This is a genomic window from Streptomyces sp. NPDC056738, from assembly GCF_042790435.1.
Classification (GTDB): Bacteria; Actinomycetota; Actinomycetes; order Streptomycetales; family Streptomycetaceae; genus Streptomyces.
In genome coordinates, this window is sequence record NZ_JBHTZF010000010.1 from 122,340 (window position 1) to 148,043 (window position 25,704).

Annotated in this window: 20 protein-coding genes and 1 tRNA gene; 15 read left to right on the forward strand and 6 right to left on the reverse strand. The window is 70.3% G+C overall.

Going from position 1 to position 25,704, the window contains the following annotated elements; translation table 11 throughout:
- Positions 1-83: 83 nt before the first annotated feature.
- Genes desA through ACFRIC_RS25740 form a run of 4 tightly spaced genes read left to right on the forward strand, consistent with a single transcriptional unit; the run spans position 84 to position 5,098 of the window.
- Positions 84-1,526, forward strand: a complete 1,443-nt coding sequence (gene desA, locus ACFRIC_RS25725) for a lysine decarboxylase DesA (RefSeq protein ID WP_382789884.1) — start codon at positions 84-86, stop codon at positions 1,524-1,526.
- On the forward strand, positions 1,510-2,787 hold the full coding sequence (locus tag ACFRIC_RS25730) for a lysine N(6)-hydroxylase/L-ornithine N(5)-oxygenase family protein (protein ID WP_382789887.1): 1,278 nt from the start codon (positions 1,510-1,512) through the stop codon (positions 2,785-2,787). Before desA ends, ACFRIC_RS25730 begins: the two co-directional genes overlap by 17 nt.
- On the forward strand, positions 2,784-3,329 hold the full coding sequence (locus ACFRIC_RS25735) for a GNAT family N-acetyltransferase (RefSeq protein WP_382789890.1): 546 nt from the start codon (positions 2,784-2,786) through the stop codon (positions 3,327-3,329). The genes ACFRIC_RS25730 and ACFRIC_RS25735 overlap by 4 nt, the downstream gene beginning before the upstream one ends.
- Complete coding sequence (locus tag ACFRIC_RS25740) at positions 3,326-5,098, forward strand: IucA/IucC family protein (RefSeq protein WP_382789893.1); 1,773 nt, start codon at positions 3,326-3,328, stop codon at positions 5,096-5,098. Before ACFRIC_RS25735 ends, ACFRIC_RS25740 begins: the two co-directional genes overlap by 4 nt.
- An 80-nt stretch (positions 5,099-5,178) precedes the next feature.
- On the opposite strand, the gene ACFRIC_RS25745 is transcribed toward ACFRIC_RS25740, so the two are convergent.
- The gene (locus ACFRIC_RS25745) at positions 5,179-6,765 is read right to left on the reverse strand and encodes a beta-N-acetylhexosaminidase (protein WP_382789895.1); all 1,587 of its coding nucleotides are present in this window, start codon (positions 6,763-6,765) and stop codon (positions 5,179-5,181) included.
- A 136-nt stretch (positions 6,766-6,901) separates the two neighbouring features.
- Between ACFRIC_RS25745 and ACFRIC_RS25750 the strand changes: the two genes are divergently transcribed.
- Positions 6,902-7,780 (forward strand): DUF4429 domain-containing protein, encoded by an 879-nt coding sequence (locus tag ACFRIC_RS25750; protein ID WP_382789898.1) that lies wholly within the window; start codon positions 6,902-6,904, stop codon positions 7,778-7,780.
- A 116-nt stretch (positions 7,781-7,896) separates the two neighbouring features.
- Here the strand turns inward: ACFRIC_RS25750 and ACFRIC_RS25755 are convergent, their stop codons facing one another.
- Positions 7,897-9,465 carry a fibronectin type III domain-containing protein gene (locus ACFRIC_RS25755; RefSeq protein WP_382789901.1) on the reverse strand — a complete coding sequence of 523 codons (1,569 nt, stop codon included), beginning with the start codon at positions 9,463-9,465 and terminating at the stop codon, positions 7,897-7,899.
- A 164-nt stretch (positions 9,466-9,629) separates the two neighbouring features.
- Between ACFRIC_RS25755 and ACFRIC_RS25760 the strand changes: the two genes are divergently transcribed.
- Both ACFRIC_RS25760 and glmS read left to right on the forward strand, forming a co-directional pair.
- Entirely contained in the window at positions 9,630-9,887 is a 258-nt protein-coding gene (locus ACFRIC_RS25760; protein ID WP_037619090.1) for a hypothetical protein, read from the forward strand.
- 14 nt (positions 9,888-9,901) lie between these two features.
- Positions 9,902-11,719 (forward strand): glutamine--fructose-6-phosphate transaminase (isomerizing), encoded by a 1,818-nt coding sequence (glmS, locus tag ACFRIC_RS25765; RefSeq protein ID WP_382789904.1) that lies wholly within the window; start codon positions 9,902-9,904, stop codon positions 11,717-11,719.
- A gap of 161 nt (positions 11,720-11,880) precedes the next feature.
- Here glmS and ACFRIC_RS25770 read toward each other — a convergent pair whose 3' ends face one another.
- The gene (locus ACFRIC_RS25770) at positions 11,881-12,444 is read right to left on the reverse strand and encodes a GPR1/FUN34/YaaH family transporter (RefSeq protein ID WP_382789906.1); all 564 of its coding nucleotides are present in this window, start codon (positions 12,442-12,444) and stop codon (positions 11,881-11,883) included.
- A gap of 167 nt (positions 12,445-12,611) precedes the next feature.
- Complete coding sequence (locus ACFRIC_RS25775; RefSeq protein WP_382789909.1) at positions 12,612-13,139, reverse strand: universal stress protein; 528 nt, start codon at positions 13,137-13,139, stop codon at positions 12,612-12,614.
- 1,383 nt (positions 13,140-14,522) lie between these two features.
- On the opposite strand from ACFRIC_RS25775, the gene ACFRIC_RS25780 reads away from it, so the two are divergent.
- From ACFRIC_RS25780 to ACFRIC_RS25795, 4 genes are all read left to right on the forward strand, one after another.
- Positions 14,523-15,761 carry a helix-turn-helix domain-containing protein gene (locus tag ACFRIC_RS25780; RefSeq protein WP_382789912.1) on the forward strand — a complete coding sequence of 413 codons (1,239 nt, stop codon included), beginning with the start codon at positions 14,523-14,525 and terminating at the stop codon, positions 15,759-15,761.
- 157 nt (positions 15,762-15,918) lie between these two features.
- The gene (orn, locus tag ACFRIC_RS25785; protein ID WP_339129500.1) at positions 15,919-16,521 is read left to right on the forward strand and encodes an oligoribonuclease; all 603 of its coding nucleotides are present in this window, start codon (positions 15,919-15,921) and stop codon (positions 16,519-16,521) included.
- Positions 16,522-16,630: 109 nt separating this feature from the next.
- Positions 16,631-16,703, forward strand: a tRNA-His gene (locus tag ACFRIC_RS25790).
- 81 nt (positions 16,704-16,784) lie between these two features.
- Positions 16,785-17,291, forward strand: coding sequence for a GNAT family N-acetyltransferase (locus ACFRIC_RS25795; protein ID WP_382789917.1), 507 nt, complete (start codon positions 16,785-16,787; stop codon positions 17,289-17,291).
- A 331-nt stretch (positions 17,292-17,622) separates the two neighbouring features.
- On the opposite strand, the gene ACFRIC_RS25800 is transcribed toward ACFRIC_RS25795, so the two are convergent.
- The gene (locus ACFRIC_RS25800; protein WP_382789920.1) at positions 17,623-18,678 is read right to left on the reverse strand and encodes a LacI family DNA-binding transcriptional regulator; all 1,056 of its coding nucleotides are present in this window, start codon (positions 18,676-18,678) and stop codon (positions 17,623-17,625) included.
- Between the two features lie 389 nt (positions 18,679-19,067).
- Here ACFRIC_RS25800 and ACFRIC_RS25805 point away from each other — a divergent pair, with 389 nt between their 5' ends.
- The 4 genes from ACFRIC_RS25805 to ACFRIC_RS25820 all read left to right on the forward strand — a co-directional run bounded on the left by ACFRIC_RS25805 (position 19,068) and on the right by ACFRIC_RS25820 (position 23,858).
- On the forward strand, positions 19,068-20,390 hold the full coding sequence (locus ACFRIC_RS25805; protein ID WP_382789923.1) for an ABC transporter substrate-binding protein: 1,323 nt from the start codon (positions 19,068-19,070) through the stop codon (positions 20,388-20,390).
- Positions 20,387-21,415: a carbohydrate ABC transporter permease gene (locus ACFRIC_RS25810; protein WP_382789926.1), complete on the forward strand. Its 1,029-nt coding sequence runs from the start codon at positions 20,387-20,389 to the stop codon at positions 21,413-21,415. The genes ACFRIC_RS25805 and ACFRIC_RS25810 overlap by 4 nt, the downstream gene beginning before the upstream one ends.
- A complete protein-coding gene (locus ACFRIC_RS25815) occupies positions 21,412-22,323 on the forward strand; it encodes a carbohydrate ABC transporter permease (RefSeq protein WP_382789929.1) in 912 nt (303 codons plus the stop codon). Before ACFRIC_RS25810 ends, ACFRIC_RS25815 begins: the two co-directional genes overlap by 4 nt.
- Positions 22,324-22,427: 104 nt before the next feature.
- Positions 22,428-23,858 (forward strand): GH1 family beta-glucosidase, encoded by a 1,431-nt coding sequence (locus tag ACFRIC_RS25820; RefSeq protein WP_382789932.1) that lies wholly within the window; start codon positions 22,428-22,430, stop codon positions 23,856-23,858.
- 219 nt (positions 23,859-24,077) lie between these two features.
- On the opposite strand, the gene ACFRIC_RS25825 is transcribed toward ACFRIC_RS25820, so the two are convergent.
- Complete coding sequence (locus ACFRIC_RS25825) at positions 24,078-25,550, reverse strand: cellulose binding domain-containing protein (protein ID WP_382789934.1); 1,473 nt, start codon at positions 25,548-25,550, stop codon at positions 24,078-24,080.
- Between the last annotated feature and the right edge of the window lie 154 nt (positions 25,551-25,704).

A 25,704-nucleotide genomic window follows, 5' to 3' on the forward strand; every position in this document is an offset into this window, starting at 1 on the left:
TTAGGCTAACCTAAGTCGAACGTCGCGACCTCGCCCTTTCCCGTGTCCCGCTCGGACTGTCTCCCCGCACGGAGGACCCCCACATGCGCTCGCACCTGCTCAACGACACCACCGCGGACCGGTACCGGCGCTCCGTGACGGAAGGGGTCGAGCGGGTGGCCGCCAGACTCGCCGCCACCGACCGCCCGTTCACAGGTGTCACGGTCGACGAACTCGCCCCCCGCATCGAGGGGATCGACCTCGACAAGCCCCTGCACGACGCCACGGCCGTCCTCGACGAGCTGGAGGAGGTCTACCTGCGGGACGCGGTCTACTTCCACCACCCGCGCTACCTCGCCCACCTCAACTGCCCGGTCGTCATCCCGGCCTTGCTCGGCGAGGCCGTCCTGTCCGCCGTCAACTCCTCGCTGGACACCTGGGACCAGTCGGCCGGCGGCACCCTCATCGAGCGCAGGCTCATCGACTGGACGAACGAGCGCATCGGTCTGGGCCCGGCCGCCGACGGGGTGTTCACCAGCGGCGGCAGCCAGTCCAACCTCCAGGCCCTGCTCCTGGCCCGCGAGGAGGCCAAGGCGGAGAACCTCGCCGATCTGCGGATCTTCGCCTCCGAGGTCAGCCACTTCAGCGTCAAGAAGTCGGCCAAGCTCCTCGGCCTCGCCCCCGACGCCGTCGTCTCGGTCCCCGTCGACCACGACAAGCGGATGCAGACCGTCGCCCTCGCCCACGAGCTGGAGCGCTGCCGGCGGGACGGCCTCGTGCCCATGGCCGTCGTCGCCACCGCGGGCACAACCGACTTCGGCTCCATCGACCCGCTGCCCGAGATCGCCGAACTGTGCGCCCAGTTCGGCGCCTGGATGCACGTGGACGCGGCCTACGGCTGCGGACTGCTCACCTCGCTGAAGAACCGGGACCGCCTCGACGGCATCGAGCGCGCCGACTCCGTCACCGTGGACTACCACAAGTCCTTCTTCCAGCCCGTGAGTTCCTCGGCCGTACTGGTCCGCGACGTCGCGACCCTGCGCCACGCGACCTACCACGCGGAGTACCTCAACCCGCGCCGCATGGTCGCCGAGCGCATCCCCAACCAGGTCGACAAGTCCCTCCAGACCACCCGCCGCTTCGACGCCCTCAAGCTGTGGATGACCCTGCGCGTCATGGGCGCCGACGGCATCGGCGAACTCTTCGACGAGGTCTGCGACCTGGCGGCCGAGGGCTGGAAACTACTCGCCGCCGACCCCCGCTTCGACGTCGTCGTACGGCCCTCGCTGTCCACCCTGGTCTTCCGGTACATCCCGGCCGCGGTCACCGACCCGGCCGAGATCGACCGCGCCAACCTGTACGCCCGCAAGGCCCTGTTCGCCTCCGGAGACGCCGTCGTCGCGGGCACCAAGGTCGGCGGACGCCACTACCTGAAGTTCACCTTGCTCAACCCCGAGACCACACAGGACGACGTCGCCGCCGTCCTCGACCTGATCGCCGGCCACGCCGAGCAGTACCTGGGAGAGTCCCTTGACCGCGCTTGCTGAATCCACGGACATCACCTACGACTTCGTGGGAATCGGGCTCGGGCCCTTCAACCTCGGCCTCGCCTGCCTCACCGAGCCGATCACCGAACTCAGCGGTGTCTTCCTGGAGTCGAAGCCCCACTTCGAGTGGCACTCCGGCATGTTCCTGGAGGGCGCGCACCTGCAGACGCCGTTCATGTCGGACCTGGTGACCCTCGCCGACCCGACCTCCCCGTACTCCTTCCTCAACTACCTGAAGGAATCGGGCCGGCTGTACTCGTTCTACATCCGGGAGAACTTCTACCCGCTGCGCGTCGAGTACGACGACTACTGCCGGTGGGCCGCGTCCAGGCTGAGCAGCGTCCGCTTCGGGACGACGGTCGCGGAGGTGACGTACGAGGACGAGGTGTACACCGTACGGACCGAGGCCGGTGAGCTGTTCCGCGCCCGGCACCTGGTCCTCGGCACCGGCACCTCGCCCCACGTCCCGGACCCCTGCGCCGGCCTCGGCGGCGACTTCATCCACAACTCCCGCTACATGCAGCACAAGCGGGAGCTCCAGGCCAAGGACTCGATCACCCTGGTCGGCAGCGGCCAGTCCGCCGCCGAGATCTTCCTCGACCTGCTCGGCGAGATCGACGTCCACGGCTACCGGCTGAACTGGGTGACCCGCTCGCCGCGCTTCTTCCCCCTCGAATACACCAAGCTCACCCTGGAGATGACCTCCCCGGAGTACATCGACTACTTCCACGCGCTGCCCGAGGCGACCCGCTACCGCCTCCAGTCGGAGCAGAAGGGCCTGTTCAAGGGCATCGACGGGGAGCTGATCGACGCGATCTTCGACCTGCTCTACCAGAAGAACCTCGGCGGCCCGGTCCCCGCCCGGCTGCTGACCAACTCCTCGCTGGAGAGCGCGCGGTACGACGAGGGCACGTACACCCTCGGGTTCCGCCAGCAGGAGCAGGGCAAGGACTACGAGCTGCGCTCGACGGGCCTCGTGCTGGCCACCGGCTACCGCTACGCCGAGCCCGCGTTCCTCGCACCGGTCCGCGACCGGCTCCGCTACGACACCCAGGGCAACTTCGACGTGGCCCGCAACTACGCCATCGACGTCACGGGCGGTGGGATCTTCCTGCAGAACGCGGGCGTCCACACCCACTCGATCACCTCGCCGGACCTCGGCATGGGCCCGTACCGCAACGCGTCCATCATCCGCGAGCTGCTCGGCACCGAGTACTACCCGGTCGAGAAGACCATCGCGTTCCAGGAGTTCACCGTATGACCACCGCCAGCGCCATCGGCACCTTCACCGTCCGCCCCCTCGACCCGGTCGAGGACGCGCCGGTGCTCCACCGGTGGGTGACCCACCCCAAGGCCGCCTTCTGGATGATGCAGGAGGCGAGACTGCACGACGTGGAGCGCGAGTACATGGCCATCGCCGCCAGTGACCACCACGACGCCTTCCTCGGTCTCCTGGACGGCGAGCCCGTCTTCCTGATGGAGCGTTACGACCCCCGGTACGTCGAACTCGTCGGCCTGTACGAGCCGGAGCCGGGCGATGTCGGCATGCACTTCCTCGTCGCCCCGAGCGACACCCCCGTGCACGGTTTCACCCGGGCCGTGATCACCTCGGTGATGGAGCACCTGTTCGCCGACCCGGCGACCGAACGCGTCGTCGTCGAGCCCGACGTGGCCAACACGGCCGTGCACGCCCTCAACGAGGCCGTCGGTTTCGTGCCCGTCGAGGAGATCCAGAAGCCGGAGAAGAAGGCGTTGCTGAGCTTCTGCACCCGGGAGCAGTTCGCGAAGGCGGTGGCCGCGTGACCCCCGCCGAGAGCGTCGCCCACCTCTCCCCCGACCACTGGGCCCACGCCAACCGTCTCCTTCTGCGCAAGGCGCTCGCCGAGTTCGCCCACGAGCGGCTGATCACCCCGCGCGTCCTGCCCGACGGCCGCTACGAGGTCCTCGGCGACGACGGACTGACGAGCTACCGGTTCACCGCGACCCGGCACCTGCTCGACCACTGGCAGGTGGCCGCCGAGTCCATCACCCGGCACCGCGACGGCGCCGAACTCCCTCTGTCGGCATTGGACTTCATCATCGAGCTGAGGACATCGCTCGGCCTGAGCGACGAGATCCTGCCGGTCTACCTGGAGGAGATCTCCTCCACCCTGGCGGGCACCTGCTACAAGCTCACCAAGCCTCGGATCCCGGTCCGCGAACTGGCCGGCGCGGGCTTCCAGGCCATCGAGACCGGCATGACCGAGGGCCACCCGTGCTTCGTCGCCAACAACGGGCGGCTGGGCTTCGGTGTGCACGACTACCTCGCCTACGCACCCGAGACCGCGCACCCGGTCCGGCTGGTGTGGCTGGCCGCGCACCGCTCGCGCGCCGCGTTCACGGCGGGCGTCGGCATCACGTACGAGTCCTTCGTGCGGGGCGAGCTGGGCGCGGAGACGGTCGAGCGGTTCGACGGGATCCTGCGCGGACAGGGTCTCGACCCCGAGGACTACCTCCTCATACCCGTGCACCCCTGGCAGTGGTGGAACAAGCTGTCCGTGACGTTCGCGGCCGAGGTCGCCCAGCGGCGCCTGGTCTGTCTCGGCGAGGGCGACGACGAGTACCTGGCCCAGCAGTCCATCCGGACGTTCTTCAACACCAGCAGCCCGCACAAGCACTACGTGAAGACGGCGCTGAGCGTGCTGAACATGGGCTTCATGCGGGGTCTGTCCGCCGCCTACATGGAGGCGACCCCGGCCATCAACGACTGGCTGGTCCAGCTCGTCGAGAGCGACCCGGTGCTGAAGTCCACCGGCCTGTCGGTCATCCGTGAGCGGGCGGCCGTCGGCTACCGGCATCTGGAGTACGAGGCGGCCACCGACCGGTACTCCCCGTACCGCAAGATGCTCGCCGCGCTGTGGCGGGAGAGCCCGGTCCCCTCGCTGGGCGAGGGCGAGTCCCTGGCGACGATGGCGTCCCTCGTCCATGTCGACCACGAGGGCGCCTCGTTCGCGGCCGCGCTGATCGAGCGGTCGGGCCTCGCGCCGGAGGAGTGGCTGCGCGGCTATCTGCGCGCCTACCTCACCCCGCTCCTGCACAGCTTCTACGCGTACGACCTGGTCTACATGCCGCACGGCGAGAACGTCATCCTCGTCCTGGAGGACGGGGCGGTGCGGCGGGCGGTCTACAAGGACATCGCCGAGGAGATCGTGGTCATGGACCCGCAGGCGGTGCTGCCGCCCGCGGTGGAGCGGATCCGCGTCGACGTCCCCGAGGACACGAAGCTGCTGTCCATCTTCACGGACGTCTTCGACTGCTTCTTCCGCTTCCTGGCCGCCCAGCTCGCGGAGGAGGGTGTCCTCGCCGAGGAGGACTTCTGGCGGACGGTCGCCGAGTCGGTGCGCGCGTACCAGGAGGCGACGCCCGAACTCCAGGACAAGTTCCGGCAGTACGACCTGTTCGCGCCCGAGTTCGCGCTGTCCTGCCTCAACCGGCTCCAGCTCCGCGACAACCGGCAGATGGTCGACCTGGCGGATCCCTCGGGCGCGCTGCAACTGGTCGGCACCCTGAAGAACCCGATCGCCGGGTTCTGAGCACCCGGGCCCCGCGCGGGGCTCCACAGACGGGCGGGCGCCCCGGAGACGGTCCTCCGGGGCGCCCGTCGGCGTCCGCCCTACCGGGCCGGCCAGGGGACCTGGGGCGAGCGGTAGTACGCGATGCCGAGGGCGTCCCAGCGCGGCGCCTGGGCGGCGAGGCGCACCTTGTAGGTGTCCCAGTCGTGCGTGGCGGCGGGGGACCAGCCGAGTTCGGCGGCCCCGGGCAGCCTCGGGAAGGCCATGACGTCGATGTCCGCGGAGCTCTGGATCGTCTCCGTCCACAGCGGCGCCTCGACGCCCTTGACGGCCTGGGCGGGCACGCCGGGAAGGTAGCTCCCCGGGTCCCAGTCGTAGGAGCGCCGCACTTCCACCAGTCCGGCCCAGTCCTGCCCGAGCGGGGTGTCGGCGGTGTACTTCATGTCGAGGTAGAGCCGGTCCGCGGGCGACAGCACGAGCCCGGTCCCGTTCCGCGCGGCCGCGGCGACCTGCGCCTTCTCCTCGGCACCGGTGTCGTCGAGCCCCCAGTACTGCGCGAGGGCGCCCTTGGCCGGGTCCGCCCCGGTGAGCTGGTGCCAGCCCATGACCTTCTTGCCGTACTTGGCGACGAGGGGCTGCACCTTGTCCATGAAGGTCACGTAGTCGGCGTGGCTGGTGGAGTGCGCCTCGTCGCCGCCGATGTGGAGGTACCCGCCGGGGGTGAGCGCGGCCAGCTCCCGGATGACGTCGTCCACGAAGTCGTACGTCACCGGCTTGCCCACGCACAGCGAGCTGAAGCCGACGTCGGTGCCGGTGTAGAGGTCCGGCGCGACTCCGTCGCAGTTCAGTCGCGCGTACGAGGCGAGGGCGGCGTTGGTGTGTCCGGGCATGTCGATCTCGGGGACGACCTCCAGATAGCGCGAGGAGGCGTACCGGACGATCCGGCGGTAGTCGGCCTTGGTGTAGAAGCCGCCGTGTCCGCCGCCGACCTGGGTGGAGCCGCCGTGGGCCGCGAGCCGGGGCCAGGAGTCGACCGCGATGCGCCAGCCCTGGTCGTCACTCAGGTGCAGATGCAGCTTGTTGACCTTGTAGAGCGCCAGTTCGTCGATGTACCGCTCGACCTGGGCCACGGTGAAGAAGTGGCGGGAGACGTCGAGCATGGCCCCGCGGTAGGCGTAGCGGGGTGTGTCCTCGATGGTGCCGCCGGCGATCAGCCAGGGGCCGCGCTGGACGGAGTCCTTCTCGACGGCGGCGGGCAGGAGCTGCCGCAGGGTCTGGACGCCGTGGAAGAGGCCCGCGGGCTCGCCGGCCGTGATGGTCACGCCCGAGGAGCCGCTGTCGAGGCGGTAGCCCTCGGTGCCGAGCCCCTTGCCGCCGAGCCGGAGCCGGATCGCTCCGGGGCCGTGCGAGGCGACCGGCAGCCGGTAGCCGGTGGAGGGCCGCAGGATGCCCGCGAGGTACTCGCCGACCGCGCGGACCGCGCGCGAGTCGTCGACACGGATGCGGGTGTCTCCCGTGACGCGGTACGGGGCTCCGCCCGGCTCGACGGAGGCGGGGGCCGGGACGACGCGGCCCAGCGGGGCGGCGGCGGCCCGGGTGTGCGGTGCCGCGCCGGCGAGGGAGAAGCCGGCCGCCGCCACGAGCAGCAGCGTACCGAGAAGGCGGGGCGTTCTGTGGTGCTGTCTCACATGCGCTCCCTTCGGTGCCCGGCGCAGGCTCTCCCGGCCCGTCCTCGGCCGTTTCCTGCGCCGTGCCCTTCGTTGTGGTCGATCCTCGAATTGGTCGAGACCACTCTGCCTCAGTCGCGGTGGAACAATCCTCCCCATGGCGGAAATCATCCAGCGGGACGGCACGTGGATCTTCGACGGCGACACTCTGCGGCTGACCCCGGGACGGGACAAGAACGTCAGCCTGCTGCGCCGGACACTGGGTGAACTCACCGTGCCGCTGCACGCGTTGGCGGGCATCTCGCTGGAGCAGGGCAGGAAGGCCGGGCGGCTCAGGCTCCGGCTGCGCGACGGCGCCGACCCGCTGCTGCAGTCGACGGGCGGCAAGCTCGCGGAGCCGAACGACCCGTACCGGCTCACGGTGGAGGCCGACCGGTTCGGCGTCGCCGAGTACCTCGTGGACGAGGTGCGCGGCGCGCTGCTCCTCGACCAGGTCCCCACGGGCCCGGTCGACGGCTATCTGCTGCCCGGCCCGCCGGTGCCGCTGTCCGCGTCCGCGGGGGACGGCACGGCGAGCTTCGACGGCGAGCGCGTACGCCTGGAGTGGAACTGGAAGACGGAGGAGGCGAAGTCCGCGGCGGGTGCCCGGACGCTCGCGCTCGCGGAGATATCGGCCGTCGAGTGGCGGCCCGCGGCCGGGCTGGAGAACGGCTGTCTTCGCTTCACCGTGCGCGGCGCCGACACCAAGGCGCCGCCGAAGTACGACCCCAACTCCGTTGAGCTGTGGGGCTTCAAGCGGGACCCGCTGATGGCGCTGCTCGCCGCGGCCGTGCAGGTGCGGCTTCCGCATCCGGCGTCCGTGGAGGACCGGACGGACGAGGAGCCGGCCCTGGAGGCCGCCGCCGGGCCGGGGCCGGAGGCCGACCACGACGCCCTCCTGCGCAGGCTGCGCGAACTGGGCGAGCTGCGCAAGGAGGGCGTCCTGACGGACGAGGAGTTCGCCCTGGCCAAGCAGGCGGTCCTCAAACGCCTGTAGGAACGGGCGGACGAGGACCGCCGCGCGGGGACCGGCCGCCGGTCAGGGAGGCGGTACGCCCCGCCTTCCGGGCGTACCTGTGGATCCCTCGCCGGCGTACCCGCTCGGGCCCGGGGCTACTTGGCCCGGCGCGCGATCGTGAAGTGGTCCACCTCGGCACCGGTCTCGGCGATGCCGCGGACCTTCAGCGTGGCCAGGCGTCCCTTCGCGGCCGGCTGGACGTCGACGCGCAGGAACGAGTAGTTGAGGTAGCGCACGCGCGACCAGGTGACCGTCTCGTTCTGCTTGCCGTCCTTGAGGTTGACGAAGGAGGCGACGGACTCGACCTCGTTCTCCTTGCCCTCGTAGGACTCGGGGGCGGTGAACGCGTACAGGCTGCGGCCGGCCGCGCCCGCCGTCACGTACACGACACCCTCGGTCTCGGTGTACGCCGTGCCGCCGATCGGGAGCTTCTTGGTGACCGCGTTCCCCTTGATGACGTCGGTGCGCTCGTACTGGTGGTTGTGGCCGTTGATCACCAGGTCGACGCTGTACTTCTCGAACAGCGGCACCCACTCCTGTCGCACACCCCCCTCCGAGGCGTGCGCCGTGGAGGTGCAGTAAGCGCAGTGGTGGAAGAAGATCACCACGAAGTCGATGTCCTTCGAGGCACGGAACTTCTTGAGCTGGGCCTCCAGCCACTTGGTCTGGGTGCCGCCGGAGATGCCGAGGTTGGCCGGGATCTCGAAGGAGATGTCGTTGGCGTCGAGCGAGATGATCGCCGTGTTGCCGTGGACGAAGGAGTAGACGCCGGGCAGGTTGGCCTTGTCGGGTCCGTTGTCCGGAAGCGTCCAGCGGGCCTCCTCGCCGCCGTAGCCGTTGGGCGAGTACCAGGCCTCCATGTCGTGGTTGCCGTAGGCCGGCATCCACGGCACCTGCTTGGCGACCGTCTCGGTCTGGGCGAGGAACTGGTCCCAGATGCGCGAGTCGAAGCCGGTGTCGGCGGTCTTGCCCTGGCCGGCCGGGTCCGCGTACGCGATGTCGCCCGCGTGCAGGTGGAAGGCGGGGTTCTGGGCGAGCAGCAGGGCGTCGTTGGCGAGGCCGTGGTAGCCGACGCCCTCGTCGCCGAAGGCGGTGAAGGTGAAGGGCTCGGCGCGGTCGGGCGCGGTGGTGAAGGTGCCGAGCGTGCCGAGGAGGTGGGGCTGGGCCGGGTCGAAGCCCGCGTGGCCGACACCGTAGTAGTAGGTCCTGCCGGGGCGCAGGTGGGTGAGCTTGGCGTGCAGGTAGTACTGGGTGTGGTCGCCGCTCGCACCTACGCCGGCCGGGGTGTACAGGGTGCGCACCTCGGCCTCGATCTTGCGCGAGAGGTCCCAGGGGTGGGCGCCGATGCGGATGTAGGGCTTGCTGACCGCGGCCGGCACCTGCCAGGAGACGGTCATCTCGGTGCGCGGGTCGTTGCCGAAGGCGAGGTGGCGGCCGAAGGGGGCGACGAGCGCGCCGTCGACCTTGTCCGTGGCGGCCGGAGCGGCCGTCCGCTGCGCCGGGACGGCGGCCTGTGCCGCGCCGGGCACGAAGGCGCCGCCCGCGACGGCGCCGATGGTCACGGCGCCGCCTCTGATCATGTTGCGCCGGGAAAATTTGGCGCGAAGGTACTCGTGCTGCTCGGCCATGGTCATCTTCTCGGCGAGCTGCTCGGGTACGCCCATGCGTGGAGTGTCCATGTCCCCTGAAGTTGCTCCGGGCAATCGACGGGGCGCAAGACGCCGGGTGGACAGTCTGTAAACAGCGGCCCATAAGAGATTCAACACCTGCTTGCCCGATATCGGGCAGGATTCTTGCGAATCGTCTTTCCGTGCCCCAGGATCAACGGGTGCACGACGAACTCGTTGATCATTTGACGCGGTCGACGCCCCTGAACCGGGGTGAGGCGCTGCGGGTGGTCCAGGACGTTCTCGCCTATTTCGACGAGACGGCCCAGGAGTTCGTCCGTCGCCGCCACCGTGAGCTCCAGGCCCAGGGCCTGGTGAACGCGTCGATCTTCGAACGGATCGAGGCGGACCTGAAATATCGCGCGGTCGCCCCGCCGGAGCTCACGCTCAGGCAACTGCGCCGCATCGTTTACGGCTGAGGGAATCTACCTGTATGTGCGGAATCGTCGGATACATCGGCAGGCGTGATGTGACCCCGCTGCTCCTCGAAGGCCTCCAGCGCCTGGAGTACCGCGGCTACGACTCGGCGGGCATAGTCGTGACCTCGCCGAAGTCGGCCGGCCTGAAGATGGTCAAGGCGAAGGGCCGCGTCCGCGACCTGGAGGCGAAGGTCCCCAAGCGCTTCGCCGGCACGACGGGCATCGCCCACACCCGCTGGGCCACGCACGGCGCCCCCTCCGACGTGAACGCGCACCCCCACATGTCCGCCGACAACAAGGTCGCGGTCGTCCACAACGGCATCATCGACAACGCCTCCGACCTGCGGAAGAAGCTCGAGGCCGACGGCGTCGAGTTCCTCTCCGAGACGGACACCGAGGTGCTCACCCACCTGGTCGCCCGCTCCCAGCAGGAGAAGCTGGAGGACAAGGTCCGTGAGGCGCTGCGGGTCATAGAGGGCACCTACGGCATCGCGGTGATGCACGCCGACTTCCCCGACCGCATCGTGGTGGCGCGAAACGGCTCCCCCGTCGTGCTCGGCATCGGCGAGAAGGAGATGTTCGTCGCCTCGGACATCGCCGCCCTGGTCACCCACACCCGCCAGATAGTCACGCTGGACGACGGCGAGATGGCCACGCTCAAGGCCGACGACTTCCGGACGTACACCACCGAGGGCACCCGGACGACCTCCGAGCCGACCACCGTCGAGTGGGAGGCCGCCTCGTACGACATGGGCGGCCACGACACGTACATGCACAAGGAGATCCACGAGCAGGTCGAGGCCGTGGACCGCGTGCTGCGCGGCCGGATCGACGACCGGTTCTCGACCGTGCACCTCGGCGGCCTGAACCTGGACGCCCGCGACGCGCGCGCCGTGCGCCGCGTGAAGATCCTCGGCTGCGGCACCTCGTACCACGCGGGCATGATCGGCGCCCAGATGATCGAGGAGCTGGCCCGCATCCCCGCGGACGCCGAGCCGGCCTCCGAGTTCCGCTACCGCAACGCGGTCGTCGACCCCGACACCCTCTACATCGCGGTCTCCCAGTCCGGTGAGACCTACGACGTGCTGGCCGCCGTGCAGGAGCTCAAGCGCAAGGGCGCCCGGGTGCTCGGCGTCGTCAACGTCGTCGGCTCGGCGATCGCCCGCGAGGCGGACGGCGGCATGTACGTGCACGCCGGCCCCGAGGTCTGCGTCGTCTCGACGAAGTGCTTCACCAACACCACCGTCGCCTTCGCGCTGCTCGCCCTGCACCTCGGCCGCACCCGCGACCTCTCGGTCCGCGACGGCAAGCGGATCATCGAGGGCCTGCGCAAGCTGCCCGCCCAGATCGCCGAGATCCTGGAGCAGGAGGACGAGATCAAGAAGCTGGCCGAGCAGTACGCCGAGGCCCGCTCGATGCTCTTCATCGGCCGCGTCCGGGGCTACCCGGTGGCCCGTGAGGCCTCGCTGAAGCTCAAGGAGGTCTCGTACATCCACGCCGAGGCGTACCCGGCCTCCGAGCTCAAGCACGGTCCGCTGGCGCTCATCGAGCCGGCGCTCCCCACGGTCGCGATCGTCCCCGACGACGACCTGCTGGAGAAGAACCGCGCCGCCCTGGAGGAGATCAAGGCCCGCAGCGGCCAGATCCTCGCGGTCGCGCACCAGCACCAGGAGAAGGCCGACCAGACGATCGTCGTCCCGAAGAACGAGGACGAGCTCGACCCGATCCTGATGGGCATCCCGCTCCAGCTCCTCGCCTACCACACGGCGCTGGCGCTCGGCCGGGACATCGACAAGCCGCGCAACCTGGCCAAGTCCGTCACCGTCGAGTAGTCACCACCGGGCGGACCACCGGCCGTTGGCCCGCCCGCCCGTCCCTCGCCGCGCAAGTCCCCTGCCGGCGACCGGACATGGACGATCCCCGTGCGCACCACCCGCGCACGGGGATCGTTCTTCAAGGGCCGGAGCCGCCCAAACCCCGGCCCGCGCCGAGGTCAGCCGGTGGCCGTCACCCCCCGGCCGGCGGCGCGTCGCGGAAGTGCGGTGGGCCAGTGGGCGAGAGCGGCGGTCGCCGCGTACCAGGCGACCGCGCCGGCCGCGACGGCGAACCAGCCGCCGGCCTTGCCCAGAACGCCGCTGTCCGCGAAGCGGCCGATGGCCAGAAGCAGCAGGGAGACGAAGAACAGTCCGTAGGCGCCCTGGCCGAGGGTGTCCCCGCCCGCGAGGGCGAGCGAGAGCACGACGAGCGCGAAGAGCAGCAGGAAGAGTCCCGCCGCGTTGTCGGAGACCTGGCCGCCGGCCGAGACGGCCCAGGTGAACCAGAGGGCGCCGATTCCCGTGAAGGCCGTGCCGTTGGCCGTGTCACGGTCGCGGAGAGCGAGCAGACCGGCGACGAACAGCGCGACGCCGCCTACGTAGTGGGCCAGTGACACGGCATCCGCCGCCGTCACTCCGTCGATCAAGTCGGTGTACCCGAGGCCGAAGGCCAGCAGGGTCACGCCGAGCGCGAGTCTTCCGACGATGGTGGTGGTGCTTCCCGCAGAGACGTCGTTGTCCACGGCGGGCTCCCTTCATGCCTGTGCAGTTGTGCTGCGCCGTACCGGTCGCCGCGTAGGACCGGCGTCCCGTATATGCCCTTCACAAAGGCACAAACACCTCTACGCGCCAGTAGGTTCACTCACCGCACGGAGAACCCCGGCGATCGCGTCGCGGACGGCAGCGGGCGTCAGGGAATGACGATGACGGGGCGCTTGGCACGCTTGGCGAGGCGTCCGGCGACCGAGCCGAAGATGCGCCCGACGATGCCGTGCGTGGAGCCCACCACTATCGCGTCCGCCTCGTACTCCCGCCCCACTTCCTCGAGTTCGTGGCAGATGTCGCCGCCGCGCTCGACCAGGATCCAGGGCACCTCGGAGAGGTATTCGGCGCAGGCGAGTTCGAGCCCCAGCACCTCGGTGCGGTGGTCGGGCACGTCGACGAAGACCGGCGGCTCGCAGCCCGCCCACACCGTGGTGGGCAGCCGGTTGGCCACATGGACGATGATCAGGCCCGAGCCGGCGCGGTGCGCCATCCCGATCGCGTAGGCGAGGGCACGCTCGCTGGACGTCGAACCGTCGAAACCGACGACGACGCCGTGCTTGAAGGCGGGATCGCAGGAATGGCGGGGTTCTTCCGCCGCCAGGGGCTCGGCCGCCGTGGGATCGGCGAGCGGGCGCTTGCGGTCCGCGGGATCGAAGAATTCGTGACCGGCCATGGGTGTCTCGGCGTTTGGATCCTCGTGGTGGGGACGACAACGAACGGCAGAGCTGTGTCTGGGAAACATCTTCCCAACCCCATACCCCCAAGGGTACGGCGGCACGCCTCCTCTGCCCAGATCCCGCGCGCCTTACGCGGCATTCCAGGGAGCATGCACGAGAGGGTGCCCGTAACGCAATGGTTAGTGCCCCGTACAGGCGGTTTGCGCAAGGCCCCCCGTGAATTTGCACCGGCGCCCGGGAACGGGGAGTTCCGTCGCCCCGCGGGACCGGACGGCCCCCTGGCGGCCCCCTTGCCGGCGCACGCCCCACCCGCCGGGCAGTGACCGGCGGGTCGAACACGCGTTGAACCGGTCGCAGCCGTCGCCGCGAAGGCACCCCGTGGAGATCACACGCCGTGGGGAGCACGGAGAACACCGGAGCACCAGGGAGCAGTACGTGTCCGGACCCGACACCGCCCCGCGTTCCTCCGCACCCTCCGCACCCCCCGCCCCAGGGGCTCGCCCCGTCCCCTCCCCGTCGCCCGCGCCACCCCGCGGATCCCGCGCGGGATCACACTCCGGATCGCGATCGGGAACACGCTCCGCCTCGCGCCCCCCGGCGCCCGGCGCGGTGGACACGGTGAGCGACGTGGTCCGCTGGGCGGCCTTCGCCTGCGTCCTGGTGCCGGCGGTCCTCCTGTGGTGCGGCGGCTCGCTCGCCGGAGCGGCCGGTACGGCTCTCGGTCTCGCCGCCGTGACCGGGGTCTGTGTGATCCTGCTGCGTCAGTCCGAGCGGGGGGCGGCTCTCCTGGCCGATCAGCGGCGCGGTGCGGCCCGCTCGCACGCCCGCAGGCGGGCCCCGCGCCGGGGCGGACGGCACGGGAGGAGCGGTCCGGGCGGTACGGGGAGCGCGGGGGTCACGGGGCGCGGGAACCCGGCGGGGACGCGGGGCGGCCCACGGGGCGGGAACGGCACGGGAGTTCACCGAGGCGCTCGTCACAGTGGGGGAGGCAAGCCGGTCGACTGACCGGTTTGCGCGTACACCTACGCTTCTTTTCAGCCAACTTCCGGTAGTGGCTCATCCCTTGCTCGAACGACCCCCCAACCCCCGTTCGACCTGCACCTAAAGGGGTTGGGAGGGCTCGCGCACCCTACGTGGATTGGCCACTGCCACGAGGCGCACTTCCCTGCGACGCCCACGAGTGCAACGCTTCGTGATCGAATGCTTCACGCCAAGTTGCCATGTCGACATTCTGCGGAGTACCGAACTGGTCACCTTGGCGCCACGGGACACAGTAGATTCGATCTTGTCTTACGGCGGGGGACTCGTGCAGGACCGAGGGGAAACGTGCAGGAGCGACACAACCGAGGAGCCGCGACCACCGAGGGGGGCTTAGCAGGATGAGCCACGACTCCACTGCCGCGCCGGAAACCGCGGCCCGGAAACTGTCCGGGCGACGCCGCAAGGAGATCGTCGCGGTGCTGCTGTTCAGCGGCGGCCCCATTTTCGAGAGTTCCATTCCGCTGTCGGTGTTCGGGATTGACCGCCAGGACGCCGGCGTGCCGCGCTACCGCCTTTTGGTGTGTGCCGGCGAGGAAGGCCCGCTGCGGACCACAGGGGGCCTGGAACTCACCGCACCACATGGCCTGGAAGCGATCTCCAGGGCAGGCACGGTCGTCGTGCCCGCCTGGCGGTCGATCACCTCGCCACCACCGGAGGAGGCGCTCGACGCACTGCGCCGCGCCCATGAGGAAGGCGCCCGCATAGTCGGGCTGTGCACCGGTGCCTTCGTGCTCGCCGCGGCCGGTTTACTGGACGGCCGTCCGGCGACCACCCACTGGATGTACGCGCCGACGCTGGCCAAGCGCTATCCGTCGGTGCACGTCGACCCCCGCGAGCTCTTCGTGGACGACGGCGACGTGCTGACCTCGGCGGGTACGGCGGCCGGAATCGATCTCTGTCTCCACATCGTGCGGACGGACCACGGCAACGAGGCGGCCGGCGCGCTCGCCCGGCGCCTGGTGGTCCCACCGCGGCGCACCGGAGGCCAGGAGCGCTATCTCGACCGGTCACTGCCGGAGGAGATCGGCGCCGACCCCCTCGCGGAGGTCGTCGCCTGGGCGCTGGAGCATCTCCACGAGCAGTTCGACGTCGAGACGCTGGCGGCTCGCGCCTACATGAGCCGCCGGACCTTCGACCGCCGGTTCCGCTCGCTCACCGGAAGCGCTCCCCTGCAGTGGCTGATCACTCAGCGCGTCCTGCAGGCGCAGCGTCTCCTGGAGACGTCCGACTACTCGGTGGACGAGGTCGCGGGCCGCTGCGGCTTCCGTTCGCCGGTGGCGCTGCGGGGCCACTTCCGGCGGCAGCTCGGCTCGTCGCCGGCCGCGTACCGGGCGGCGTACCGCGCCCGCAGGCCGCAGGCCGAACGGTCCACGGATCCGGACGGCCCGACGGGTCCGGTCGGACCACCGCCGTCGCTGCACCAGGAGCACTCGGGCCCGGTCCCGATGCAGACCCGCCGCACCGCGGCGGCCGGCCTGGGCGCGGCCGCCTCGCTCTCCGCGGAGGCGATGCGGGAGCGGGCGGAGCTGTACGCGGCGGGCAGGCCGAGCCTGCCGGGACAGCGCAGCGCGCCGTAGTCCGGCGCCGGCGACAGCGCGGGGCCCGCACCTTCGGGTGCGGGCTCCTTTCGTATGCGGGCCCCGTCGCCCGCGGGCCCGGATCCGGCGCGATCCGCCGCCCCGGCGGGACGCAGGGGCGGGTTAACCGGAGGGAGCGGGCCGTAGGGTGAGACACATGAACGATCGCATGGTGTGGATCGACTGCGAGATGACGGGACTCTCGCTGTCGGATGACGCGCTCATCGAGGTGGCCGCACTGGTCACCGACTCTGAGCTGAACGTGCTCGGTGAAGGAGTGGACATCGTGATCCGCCCGCCGGACGCGGCCCTGGAGACGATGCCGGACGTGGTGCGCCAGATGCACACGGCCTCCGGCCTGCTGGAGGAGCTCGCCGGGGGTACGACCCTGGCGGACGCCGAGGAGCAGGTCCTCTCCTACGTACGCGAGCACGTCAAGGAGCCGGGCAAGGCCCCGCTCTGCGGGAACTCCGTCGGCACGGACCGCGGCTTCCTGCTGCGGGACATGTCCACGCTGGAGAGCTATCTCCACTACCGCATCGTGGACGTCTCCTCCGTCAAGGAGCTGGCCCGCCGCTGGTACCCCCGGGCGTACTTCAACAGCCCGGAGAAGAACGGCAACCACCGCGCGCTGGCCGACATCCGCGAGTCCATCGCCGAGCTCCGCTACTACCGCGAGGCGATCTTCGTCCCGCAGCCCGGGCCCGACTCGGACACCGCCCGCACCATCGCGGCCAGGCACGTCCTGCCCGTCGAATAGGCCTTTGACGGGGCCCTACTGGGCCCCGGAAAAAGGTGTGCGCGAGCACCCCTCAGAACCCTGTACACTTTTTCTCGGCCGGTCAGGGAAACCTAGAAGACCGGACATGGTGGGTGTAGCTCAGTTGGTAGAGCACCTGGTTGTGGTCCAGGTGGCCGCGGGTTCAAGTCCCGTCACTCACCCTGAATGATCAGCCGGTGACCTTGTGAAAAGGTCACCGGCTGATTGCGTTCCCGGCCCCACCAGCCCGTACGCTCCCCCTCGTGCCCCACCCCACGGAATCCTTCGCCACCGCCCGGCTCGACCTCCTGCCGTTGCGGGCCGAGCACGCCGAGGAGATGGCCGGGGTGCTGTCGGACCCGGCGCTGCACACGTTCATCGGCGGGGAACCGCACACTCCGCGGGCGCTGCGGGCCCGGTACGAGCGTCTCGTCGCGGGCTCGCCCGATCCCGCTGTCCTGTGGTGCAACTGGGTGCTGCGGGAGCGGGAGCGGGGATGCCTGGTGGGGACGGTCCAGGCGACCGTCTCGGGCGGGACCGCGGAGGTCGCCTGGGTCGTGGGCACTCCCTGGCAGGGGCGCGGGTACGCGTCGGAGGCGGCCGGGGCACTGGTCCGGCACGTGGTCGGGACGTACCCCGTCCGCACGGTCGTGGCCCATGTCCACCCCGATCACCACGCGTCGGCGGCCGTCGCCGCGGCGGCGGGACTCACCGCGACGGACGAACTCCACGACGGCGAGATCCGCTGGGAGCTGACGGTCCGACGATGACCCCGCCCGGTCCCGGACCGGGCACGACGGCCTCGCCCGGATGCGAGAGCCACCCCTGACGCCGTACGGCGTCGCGGGAGCGGCCACAGTGCGGGAGCACCCTTCGGACGACGAAGGCCGCCCCGGCCGGGGGCCGCGTGACCGGCCCGGCATACGGGGCCGCGTCGCCCCGTGTCACGCGCCGCCCCTCCGGGCGACGGAAACCACCCCGCCCGGCCTGCCGGGTGGCCCCGTCGGGCATCGCGGGCCGCCTTCCGGACCACGGAAAGCCGCCCCGCCGGGAGGGTGCCACCCCGGCCGGACCGGGGACGCCGGACGCCGCGCGCCGGCTTCAGGACGAGGCCCGCACCACCAGTTCCGCGGGCAGGACGAGCTGGCGCTTCTCCAGTCCGCGGGAGGCCACCGGGCGGCGGTCCGCGATCTCGCCGAGGAGGAGGTCGATCATGGCCCGGCCCATCTCCTCGATGGGCTGGCGGACGCTGGTCAGGGGCGGATCCATGTGACGGGCTATGGCGGAGTCGTCGTAGCCGATGAGCGCCACGTCGTCCGGGATGCGCCGGCCGCTCTCGCGCAGCACCTGGCGGGCGCCCGCCGCCATGACGTCGGACCCGGCGAACACCGCGTCGAGGTCGGGGAAGCGTTCGAGGAGCAGGGTCATGGCACGCCGGCCGCCCTCCTCGGTGAAGTCACCGGGGACGATCAGCCGCTCGTCCACCTCACGGCCCGCGTCCCGCAGACCCTGGCGGTAGCCGTCGACGCGCCGCTGGGCGCCGTAGACGTCCATGCGGCCGGCGAGGTGGCCGATCCTGCCGCGCCCCCGGGAGACGAGATGCTCCACGGCCGCGCGCCCGCCGCCGTAGTTGTCGGAGTCCACCGACGGAAGCGTCTCCTCCGCCGAGCGCCGGCCGCTGATCACGGCCGGGATCTCGAGCTGGGAGAGCAGATCGGGCAGCGGATCGTCGGCGTGCACCGAGACCAGCAGGACGCCGTCCACGCGGTGGGCCGCCAGATACTGCGCCAGGCGCTCCCGCTCCCGGTCGCTGCCCGCGAATATCAGCAGCAACTGCATCTCGGTCTCGGAGAGTTCGGCGCCGACGCCGCGCAGCATGTCCGAGAAGTACGGTTCCGCGAAGAAGCGCGTCTCCGGCTCGGGGACGACCAGGGCGATGGCGTCCGTGCGGTTGGCCGCGAGGGCGCGCGCCGCCGTGTTCGGGACATAGCCGAGCTCGGCCACCGCCGCCTCGACCGCGGCCCGGGTGGCGTCGCTGACCCGCGGGGAGCCGTTGATCACCCGGGAGACCGTGCCACGGCCCACTCCCGCGCGCGCGGCCACCTCTTCGAGGGTCGGCCGCCCGCCACTGCGGCCCCGCGCTCCGTGGACTGCCATGGCTTCCGCCTCCCGTCGACACCAACCTGGCCTGGAATGTAACAGCCCCGTACGACGGGACCCGCGTCGCTGGGCCGCAGCCCAGGGAGGCGTCCCCTCACGGGTGGCCGCCCCGGGAGCGCCGGACGCGGCATGAGACGCTTCCGGCCATGTGGCGGAATGACATCTTCAGCTAACAGGCCGATAACTGAACGCATCTCTCCGCGCCCTCACCCTTGACACCCCCGCCGGAACCGACGACTCTTCAACACATCACCTGTGGGAGCGCTCCCACAGTACCTGACACATACACATCCCGCACGTTCCCCGCCCGAGCCGCAGCGAGAAACAACGGGCGCCACCAATGCAGTTGGCCGGGGGGTCGGCACGTCAGGCAACAGGAGGACGCAATGCGCACGAGTACCCGCCGGTCCCGCAGGCTGGGGGCCATCGCGGTCGTCGCCGCGCTGGCTACGGGACTGCTGGCCGGCTGTTCCAGCGACCCGGACAACGGCTCGTCGGACAACAACGGTGGTAGCGGCAAGGGCAAGACGACCCTGACCATAGGGACCTTCGGCGTCTTCGGATACAAGCAGGCCGGCCTCTACGACGAGTACACGAAGCTCCACCCCGAGATCTCCATCAAGGAGAACGTCACCACCCGTACCGACGTCTACTGGCCCAAGACGCTGACGCGTCTGCAGGCCGGCTCCGGGACCGACGACATCCAGGCGATCGAGGTCGGCAACATCACCGAGGCCGTCCAGACCCAGGCCGACAAGTTCGTCGACCTCGGCAAGGAGGTCGACAAGTCGCAGTGGCTGGACTGGAAGCTCTCCCAGGCCACCACCAAGGACGGCAAGACCATCGCGCTCGGCACCGACATCGGCCCGATGGCGATCTGCTACCGCAAGGACCTCTTCGAGAAGGCCGGTCTGGAGACCGACCGCACGAAGCTCGCGGAGCAGTGGAAGGGCGACTGGGCGAAGTACGTCGCGCTCGGCAAGGACTACATGAAGAAGGCGCCGAGCGGCACCAAGTTCGTGGACTCCGCCTCCTCGGTGTACAACGCGGCCCTCGGCGGAGAGAGCCAGCGGTACTACGACAAGGACGGCAACGTCATCTGGGACAAGTCCACCGGTGTGAAGAAGTCCTGGAACGCCGCCATGACCGTGGCGACCAGCAACATGTCGGCGAAGCTCAAGCAGTTCGACCCGACGTGGGACCAGGGCTTCGCCAAGGGCTCGTTCGCGACCGTGGCCTGCCCCGCCTGGATGATGGGCTACATCCAGGAGAAGTCCGGTGACGCGGGCAAGGGCAAGTGGGACGTGGCGGCCGCGCCGACCGCGGCCAACTGGGGCGGTTCGTTCATCGGTGTCCCGGTGGCCGGCAAGCACCAGAAGGAGGCCATCGCGCTGGCGAAGTGGCTGACCGCCCCCGAGCAGCAGGCGAAGGTCTTCGCCAAGCAGGCGAGCTTCCCGTCGACCCCGTCGGCCTACTCGAACCTGACGCCGGCCGCCGCCACCACGGAGTACTTCTCCAACGCGCCGATCACGCAGATCTTCGGCGACTCGGCGAAGACCATCCCGGTCCAGTACTTCGGCACCAAGGACCAGCCGATCGGCACCGCGATCACGGACGTCGGCATCCTCCAGGTCGAGCAGAAGGGCAAGACCCCGGCCCAGGGCTGGGACGCGGCAAAGGCTGAGATCAAGGACGTGCTCGGCCAGTGACCAGCTCCAAGCAGGCTCTCGCGCACCCCGCGACGAGCGCCGACGCCGCGCCCGGCTCTCAGCCGGGCGCGGCCCGGGGCGCTCAGGGTCGCGGTAAGCCGCCGCAGGACCCGGGTTCCTGGCGCAGCCGGCTGTACCGCTGGGACATGAAGGCGTCGCCGTACGCATTCATCGCCCCCTTCTTCATCATCTTCGGAGCCTTCGGGCTCGTACCGCTGCTCTACACGGCGTGGTACTCGCTGCACAATGTGCAGCTCTCCGGGCTCGACCACCAGACCTGGGCGGGTCTGGACAACTACAAGAATCTGCTGTCCTCGGAGTTCTTCTGGAACGCCCTGGAGAACACCTTCTCCATCGGCGTGATCTCCACGGTGCCGCAGCTGGTGATGGCGCTCGGGATCGCCCATCTGCTCAACTACCGGCTGCGCGGCTCGACCGTGTGGCGGGTCGTGATGCTCACCCCGTACGCCACCTCGGTGGCGGCGGCGACGCTCGTCTTCACGCTGCTGTACTCGTGGGACGGCGGCATGGTGAACTGGCTGCTCCACTTCGTCGGGGTCCACCCGATCAACTGGCGCGAGTCCGACTGGGGTTCCCAGTTCGCCGTCTCCTCGATCGTGATCTGGCGCTGGACCGGCTACAACGCGCTGATCTACCTCGCGGCCATGCAGGCGATCCCCACGGATCTGTACGAGTCGGCCGCCCTCGACGGCGCCGGCCGCTGGCAGCAGTTCCGCCACGTGACGATCCCCATGCTGCGGCCGACGATCCTGTTCACGGTGGTCGTCTCCACGATCGGCGCGACCCAGCTCTTCGGCGAACCCCTCCTGTTCGGCGGGGTCAGCGGCTCCAAGGGCGGCTCCGCGCACCAGTACCAGACGCTCGGCCTCTACATGTACGACCAGGGCTGGGGCATCGGCAACCTCGGCAAGGCCTCGGCGATCGCATGGACGATGTTCCTGATCCTGCTGATCATCGCCGCGATCAACCTGCTGATCACCCGACGGCTGAGGAAAACCCAATGACCACGACTGAACTGACTGTCACGGCGGAGGACGCGAAGCCGGTCCCGGACAAGCGCGAGCCCGGACGCCGCCGGGTGCTCGGCGCGGGCAAGCAGCTCCACGCGGGTCCGGTCACCTATGTCGTCCTGACCGTGTTCGCGCTGGTCTCGCTCGCTCCGCTGGTCTGGACGGCCATCGCCGCCTCGCGCAACAACACGCGGCTGGCGCAGTCGCCGCCACCGCTGTGGTTCGGCGGGAACCTGTTCAAGAACCTGGAGGCCGCCTGGGACCAGGCCGGGCTCGGCACCGCGATGATCAACTCCACGATCGTCGCCGGGACCATCACCATCGGCACGGTCGTGTTCTCCACGCTCGCCGGGTTCGCCTTCGCCAAACTGCGGTTCAAGTTCTCCGGACTCCTGCTGCTGCTGACCATCGGCACGATGATGATCCCGCCGCAGCTCGCCGTCGTACCGCTGTACCTGTGGATGAGCAATCTGGGCTGGTCCAACCAGCTCCAGACGGTCATCCTGCCGACCCTGGTGAGCGCCTTCGGCACGTTCTTCATGCGCCAGTACCTGGTGCAGGCCCTGCCCTCCGAACTCATCGAGGCGGCACGGGTGGACGGCGCGAACAGTCTGCGCGTGGTGTGGCACGTCGTCTTCCCGGCGGCCCGCCCGGCGATGGCGGTGCTCGGCCTGCTGACGTTCGTGATGGCCTGGAACGACTTCCTGTGGCCGATCATCGCCCTGAACCAGCAGGAGCCGACGGTCCAGGTCGCCCTCAACGCGCTGGGCACCGGCTACATCCCCGACCAGGCCGTCATCATGGCGGGCGCGCTGCTCGGCACCCTGCCGCTGCTCATCGCCTTCCTCCTGTTCGGCAAGCAGATCGTGGGCGGGATCATGCAGGGCGCGATCAAGGGCTGACCGCCCCTTTCGGGGGCCGGGTCATCGCCGCCTCGGCCCCTCAGCCCCGCCTCACCTCCCCCCTCCAACTCGTCGGTCTTCACGACCCCCTTGGGAGCGCTTCCATGCCTGAGTCCGCAACACCCGTGACGTTTCCTCCGGCCTTCCTCTGGGGTGCGGCGACCTCCGCCTACCAGATCGAGGGCGCGGTGCGGGAAGACGGCCGAACGCCGTCGATCTGGGACACCTTCAGCCATACACCTGGCAAGACGGCCGGCGGCGAGCACGGTGACATCGCTGTCGACCACTATCACCGCTACCGCGACGACGTGGCCCTGATGGCGGACCTCGGCCTCGGCGCGTACCGCTTCTCCGTCTCCTGGTCGCGGGTGCAGCCCACCGGCCGGGGCCCCGCGGTCCAGCGCGGACTGGACTTCTACCGGCGTCTGGTCGACGAGCTGCTGTCGAAGGGCATCAAGCCGGCGATCACCCTCTACCACTGGGACCTGCCGCAGGAGCTGGAGGACGCCGGCGGCTGGCCCGAGCGCGAGACCGCGCTGCGCTTCGCGGAGTACGCGCAGATCGTGGGCGAGGCGCTGGGCGACCGTGTCGAGCAGTGGATCACGCTGAACGAGCCCTGGTGCAGCGCCTTCCTGGGCTACGGCTCCGGTGTGCACGCCCCCGGCCGGACGGACCCGGCGGCGGCGCTGCGCGCGGCCCACCATCTGAACCTCGCGCACGGGCTCGGCACCTCGGCGCTGCGTTCCGTGATGCCCTCCCGCAACTCGGTCGCGGTGAGCCTCAACTCCTGCCCGATCCGGCCGCTCTCGCAGGACCCGGCGGACCTGGCCGCGGTCCAGCGCATCGACGATCTCGCCAACGGCGTCTTCCACGGTCCGATGCTGCACGGCGCCTACCCGGAGACCCTGCTCACGGCGACCCGGTCGATCACCGACTGGTCCTACGTCCAGGACGGCGACCTCGCGCTGATCCACCAGCCGCTGGACGCCCTCGGCCTCAACTACTACACGCCGACCCTGGTCTCGGCCGCCACGGCCGTCTCGGACGGTCCGCGCGCGGACGGCCACGGCTCCAGCGCGCACTCCCCCTGGCCGGGCGCGGACGACGTCGCGTTCCACCAGACGCCCGGCGAGCGCACCGAGATGGGCTGGACGATCGAGCCGCAGGGACTGCACGAGCTGATCATGCGGTACACCCGTGAGGCACCGGGTCTGCCCCTGTACATCACGGAGAACGGCGCGGCCTACGACGACAAGCCGGACCCGGACGGCCGCGTCCACGACCCCGAGCGCGTCGCCTACCTGCACGGCCACCTGTCCGCCGTGCACCGCGCGATCGAGGACGGGGCGGACGTCCGCGGCTACTACCTGTGGTCCCTGCTGGACAACTTCGAGTGGGCCTACGGCTACGAGAAGCGCTTCGGAGCGGTGTACGTCGACTACGCGACCCAGAAGCGCACCCCGAAGTCGAGCGCCCACTGGTACAGCCAGGCGGCCCGCACGGGAACGCTGGCTCCGGTGGCGCCCGCCGAGTAGGCCGGCGCCCGGGGACACGGGGGAAACGGGGCGCGACACCCGAGGGGGGTGCCGCGCCCCGGCCCGTGTCCCGGGGGGACCGGTGGGAGTGCGAAAGGCGGGGCCGCACCCGGAAGTCCTCCGGATGCGGCCCCGCCTTTCATGTCCCGCTACGACGCCCCGGCCGGGTGGGGGGTGGAGAGGTCCGGCCGGGGCGCGCAACCCCCGTTCTCGCGATGGCTACTTGAGAGCGGCGAAGGCCTTGGAGAAGGCGCCGTCGCTCTGGACGATGGAGCTGCAGACCGCGTCCGCGGTGTTCTTGGCACCGCCGGCGCACTGCTTGTCACGGGTGGCGGACCACATCGAGAGCCAGCCGATGCCCTTGGACTTCGCGAAGGTCACGAGCTGCGAGGCGTCGTCGACCTTGAAGATCTCCGAGGACACGTCGTTGACGCCGATCATCGGGGTGATGGCGACCGTCTTCCACGCGGTGCTGTCGGAGAGGCCGAGGACGCTCTTGATCTGCGCCTGGGTGGCCGTGGCGGCCTGCTCGGCGAGGTCGCCCATGTCACCGCTGAAGGCCGGGCCGTAGTCCATCGCCATGATGTTGACGGCGCTGATCTTCACGCCGTTGGACTTGGCGTCGGCGAGCAGGTTGACGCCGTCCTGGGTGAGGCCCTGGGGCAGGACCGGCAGGGTGAAGGAGACGTCCAGGTCCGGGTGCTGCTGCTGCAGCTTGGCGATGGCCTTCGCGCGGTTGGTGTTGGCGGTGGTGTTGGGCAGCGCGCCGCCCTCGATGTCGAAGTCGACCTTCGTCAGCTTGTAGGCGTCCACGGCCTTGCCGTACGCCGCCGCCAGCGCGTCGGCGGAGGAGCAGGTGGTGGCCAGCTCCGAGCCGGAGGCCCCGCCGAAGGAGACCCGGACGTCGCCGCCCTTGGCGCGCAGCGCGCCGATCTGCGCGGCCACCCCGTCGCCGGCGAGGTCGCTCACGCCGCCCCACTTCGGCGTGCAGCCGCCGCCGTCGGTGATGAAGGCGAGGTTGTAGTTCTTCACGCCGGTGGAGTCGGCCGCCTTCAGCAGGTCGAACGCCGGGTACAGGGAGGTGTCGACGTAGGGCGCGAAGCCGGCGGTCGTCGTGTTGCCGCTGCCCGAGGTCTGCGTGGGGGTGGCGGTGGCGGTGGCCGTCGGCTTCGGGGTCGCGCTCTGGGTCGCGCTCGCGGTCGGGGTGGGCGTGGCCGTGGCAGTCGCGGTCTGCGTCGGACGGCCGCTCGGCTCGGGCGTCGCCCCGTCCACCGAGCACTTGGTGCCGTCGATGACACAGCCCGTCGGGTTCGCGGTGCCGTTCACGACGAAGCCGACGGTGACGGACTCGCCGGCCGCCAGGCCGTCCTTGTCCCAGGACGGCGGGGTCACGGTGACGTGCTGTCCGCTCACCGACGAGGTCGCGTCCCACAGCGAGCTGAGCTTGGAGCCCGAGGGCAGGTCGAACTCCAGCTTCCAGTCCGGCTTGCGCTGGCCGGTGTCGTTGGAGACGACGTACTGCGCGGTGTAGCCCGTGGACCACTCGCTGGTCCTGGTGTACGCGGCGCCGACGCTGGAGGCGTTCGCGACTCCGGTGAACAGGAAGGCGCCGCCGCCGACCACGGCCGCCGCGACGACGCCGCCTATCGCCTTGTTCCTGCCACTGACCTTGCGCCGGTGCGTACTGCTCATCGCGTGTGCCTGCCTTCGCGGAATCACGGGGGGATCGCTGGGGTCGTCCCAGGGGGTGCGGGCATCACGCTAGCGATCCGGAATCGGTCAAACCGCGTGATCCGGACGGCGGTTGAGGATCTTAGGGTCCGCTTAAGGAAGGCATCGGAAGCAG

Bases quoted from the DNA above. Each gene is read 5' to 3' on its own strand.
- desA (WP_382789884.1), top strand. From the start codon at position 84: ATGCGCTCGCACCTGCTCAACGACACCACCGCGGACCGGTACCGGCGC.
- ACFRIC_RS25735 (WP_382789890.1), top strand. From the start codon at position 2,784: ATGACCACCGCCAGCGCCATCGGCACCTTCACCGTCCGCCCCCTCGAC.
- ACFRIC_RS25750 (WP_382789898.1), top strand. From the start codon at position 6,902: ATGGCGGAAATCATCCAGCGGGACGGCACGTGGATCTTCGACGGCGAC.
- ACFRIC_RS25755 (WP_382789901.1), bottom strand. From the start codon at position 9,465: ATGGGCGTACCCGAGCAGCTCGCCGAGAAGATGACCATGGCCGAGCAG.
- glmS (WP_382789904.1), top strand. From the start codon at position 9,902: ATGTGCGGAATCGTCGGATACATCGGCAGGCGTGATGTGACCCCGCTG.
- ACFRIC_RS25775 (WP_382789909.1), bottom strand. From the start codon at position 13,139: ATGGCCGGTCACGAATTCTTCGATCCCGCGGACCGCAAGCGCCCGCTC.
- ACFRIC_RS25780 (WP_382789912.1), top strand. From the start codon at position 14,523: ATGAGCCACGACTCCACTGCCGCGCCGGAAACCGCGGCCCGGAAACTG.
- orn (WP_339129500.1), top strand. From the start codon at position 15,919: ATGAACGATCGCATGGTGTGGATCGACTGCGAGATGACGGGACTCTCG.
- ACFRIC_RS25800 (WP_382789920.1), bottom strand. From the start codon at position 18,678: ATGGCAGTCCACGGAGCGCGGGGCCGCAGTGGCGGGCGGCCGACCCTC.
- ACFRIC_RS25805 (WP_382789923.1), top strand. From the start codon at position 19,068: ATGCGCACGAGTACCCGCCGGTCCCGCAGGCTGGGGGCCATCGCGGTC.
- ACFRIC_RS25815 (WP_382789929.1), top strand. From the start codon at position 21,412: ATGACCACGACTGAACTGACTGTCACGGCGGAGGACGCGAAGCCGGTC.
- ACFRIC_RS25820 (WP_382789932.1), top strand. From the start codon at position 22,428: ATGCCTGAGTCCGCAACACCCGTGACGTTTCCTCCGGCCTTCCTCTGG.
- ACFRIC_RS25825 (WP_382789934.1), bottom strand. From the start codon at position 25,550: ATGAGCAGTACGCACCGGCGCAAGGTCAGTGGCAGGAACAAGGCGATA.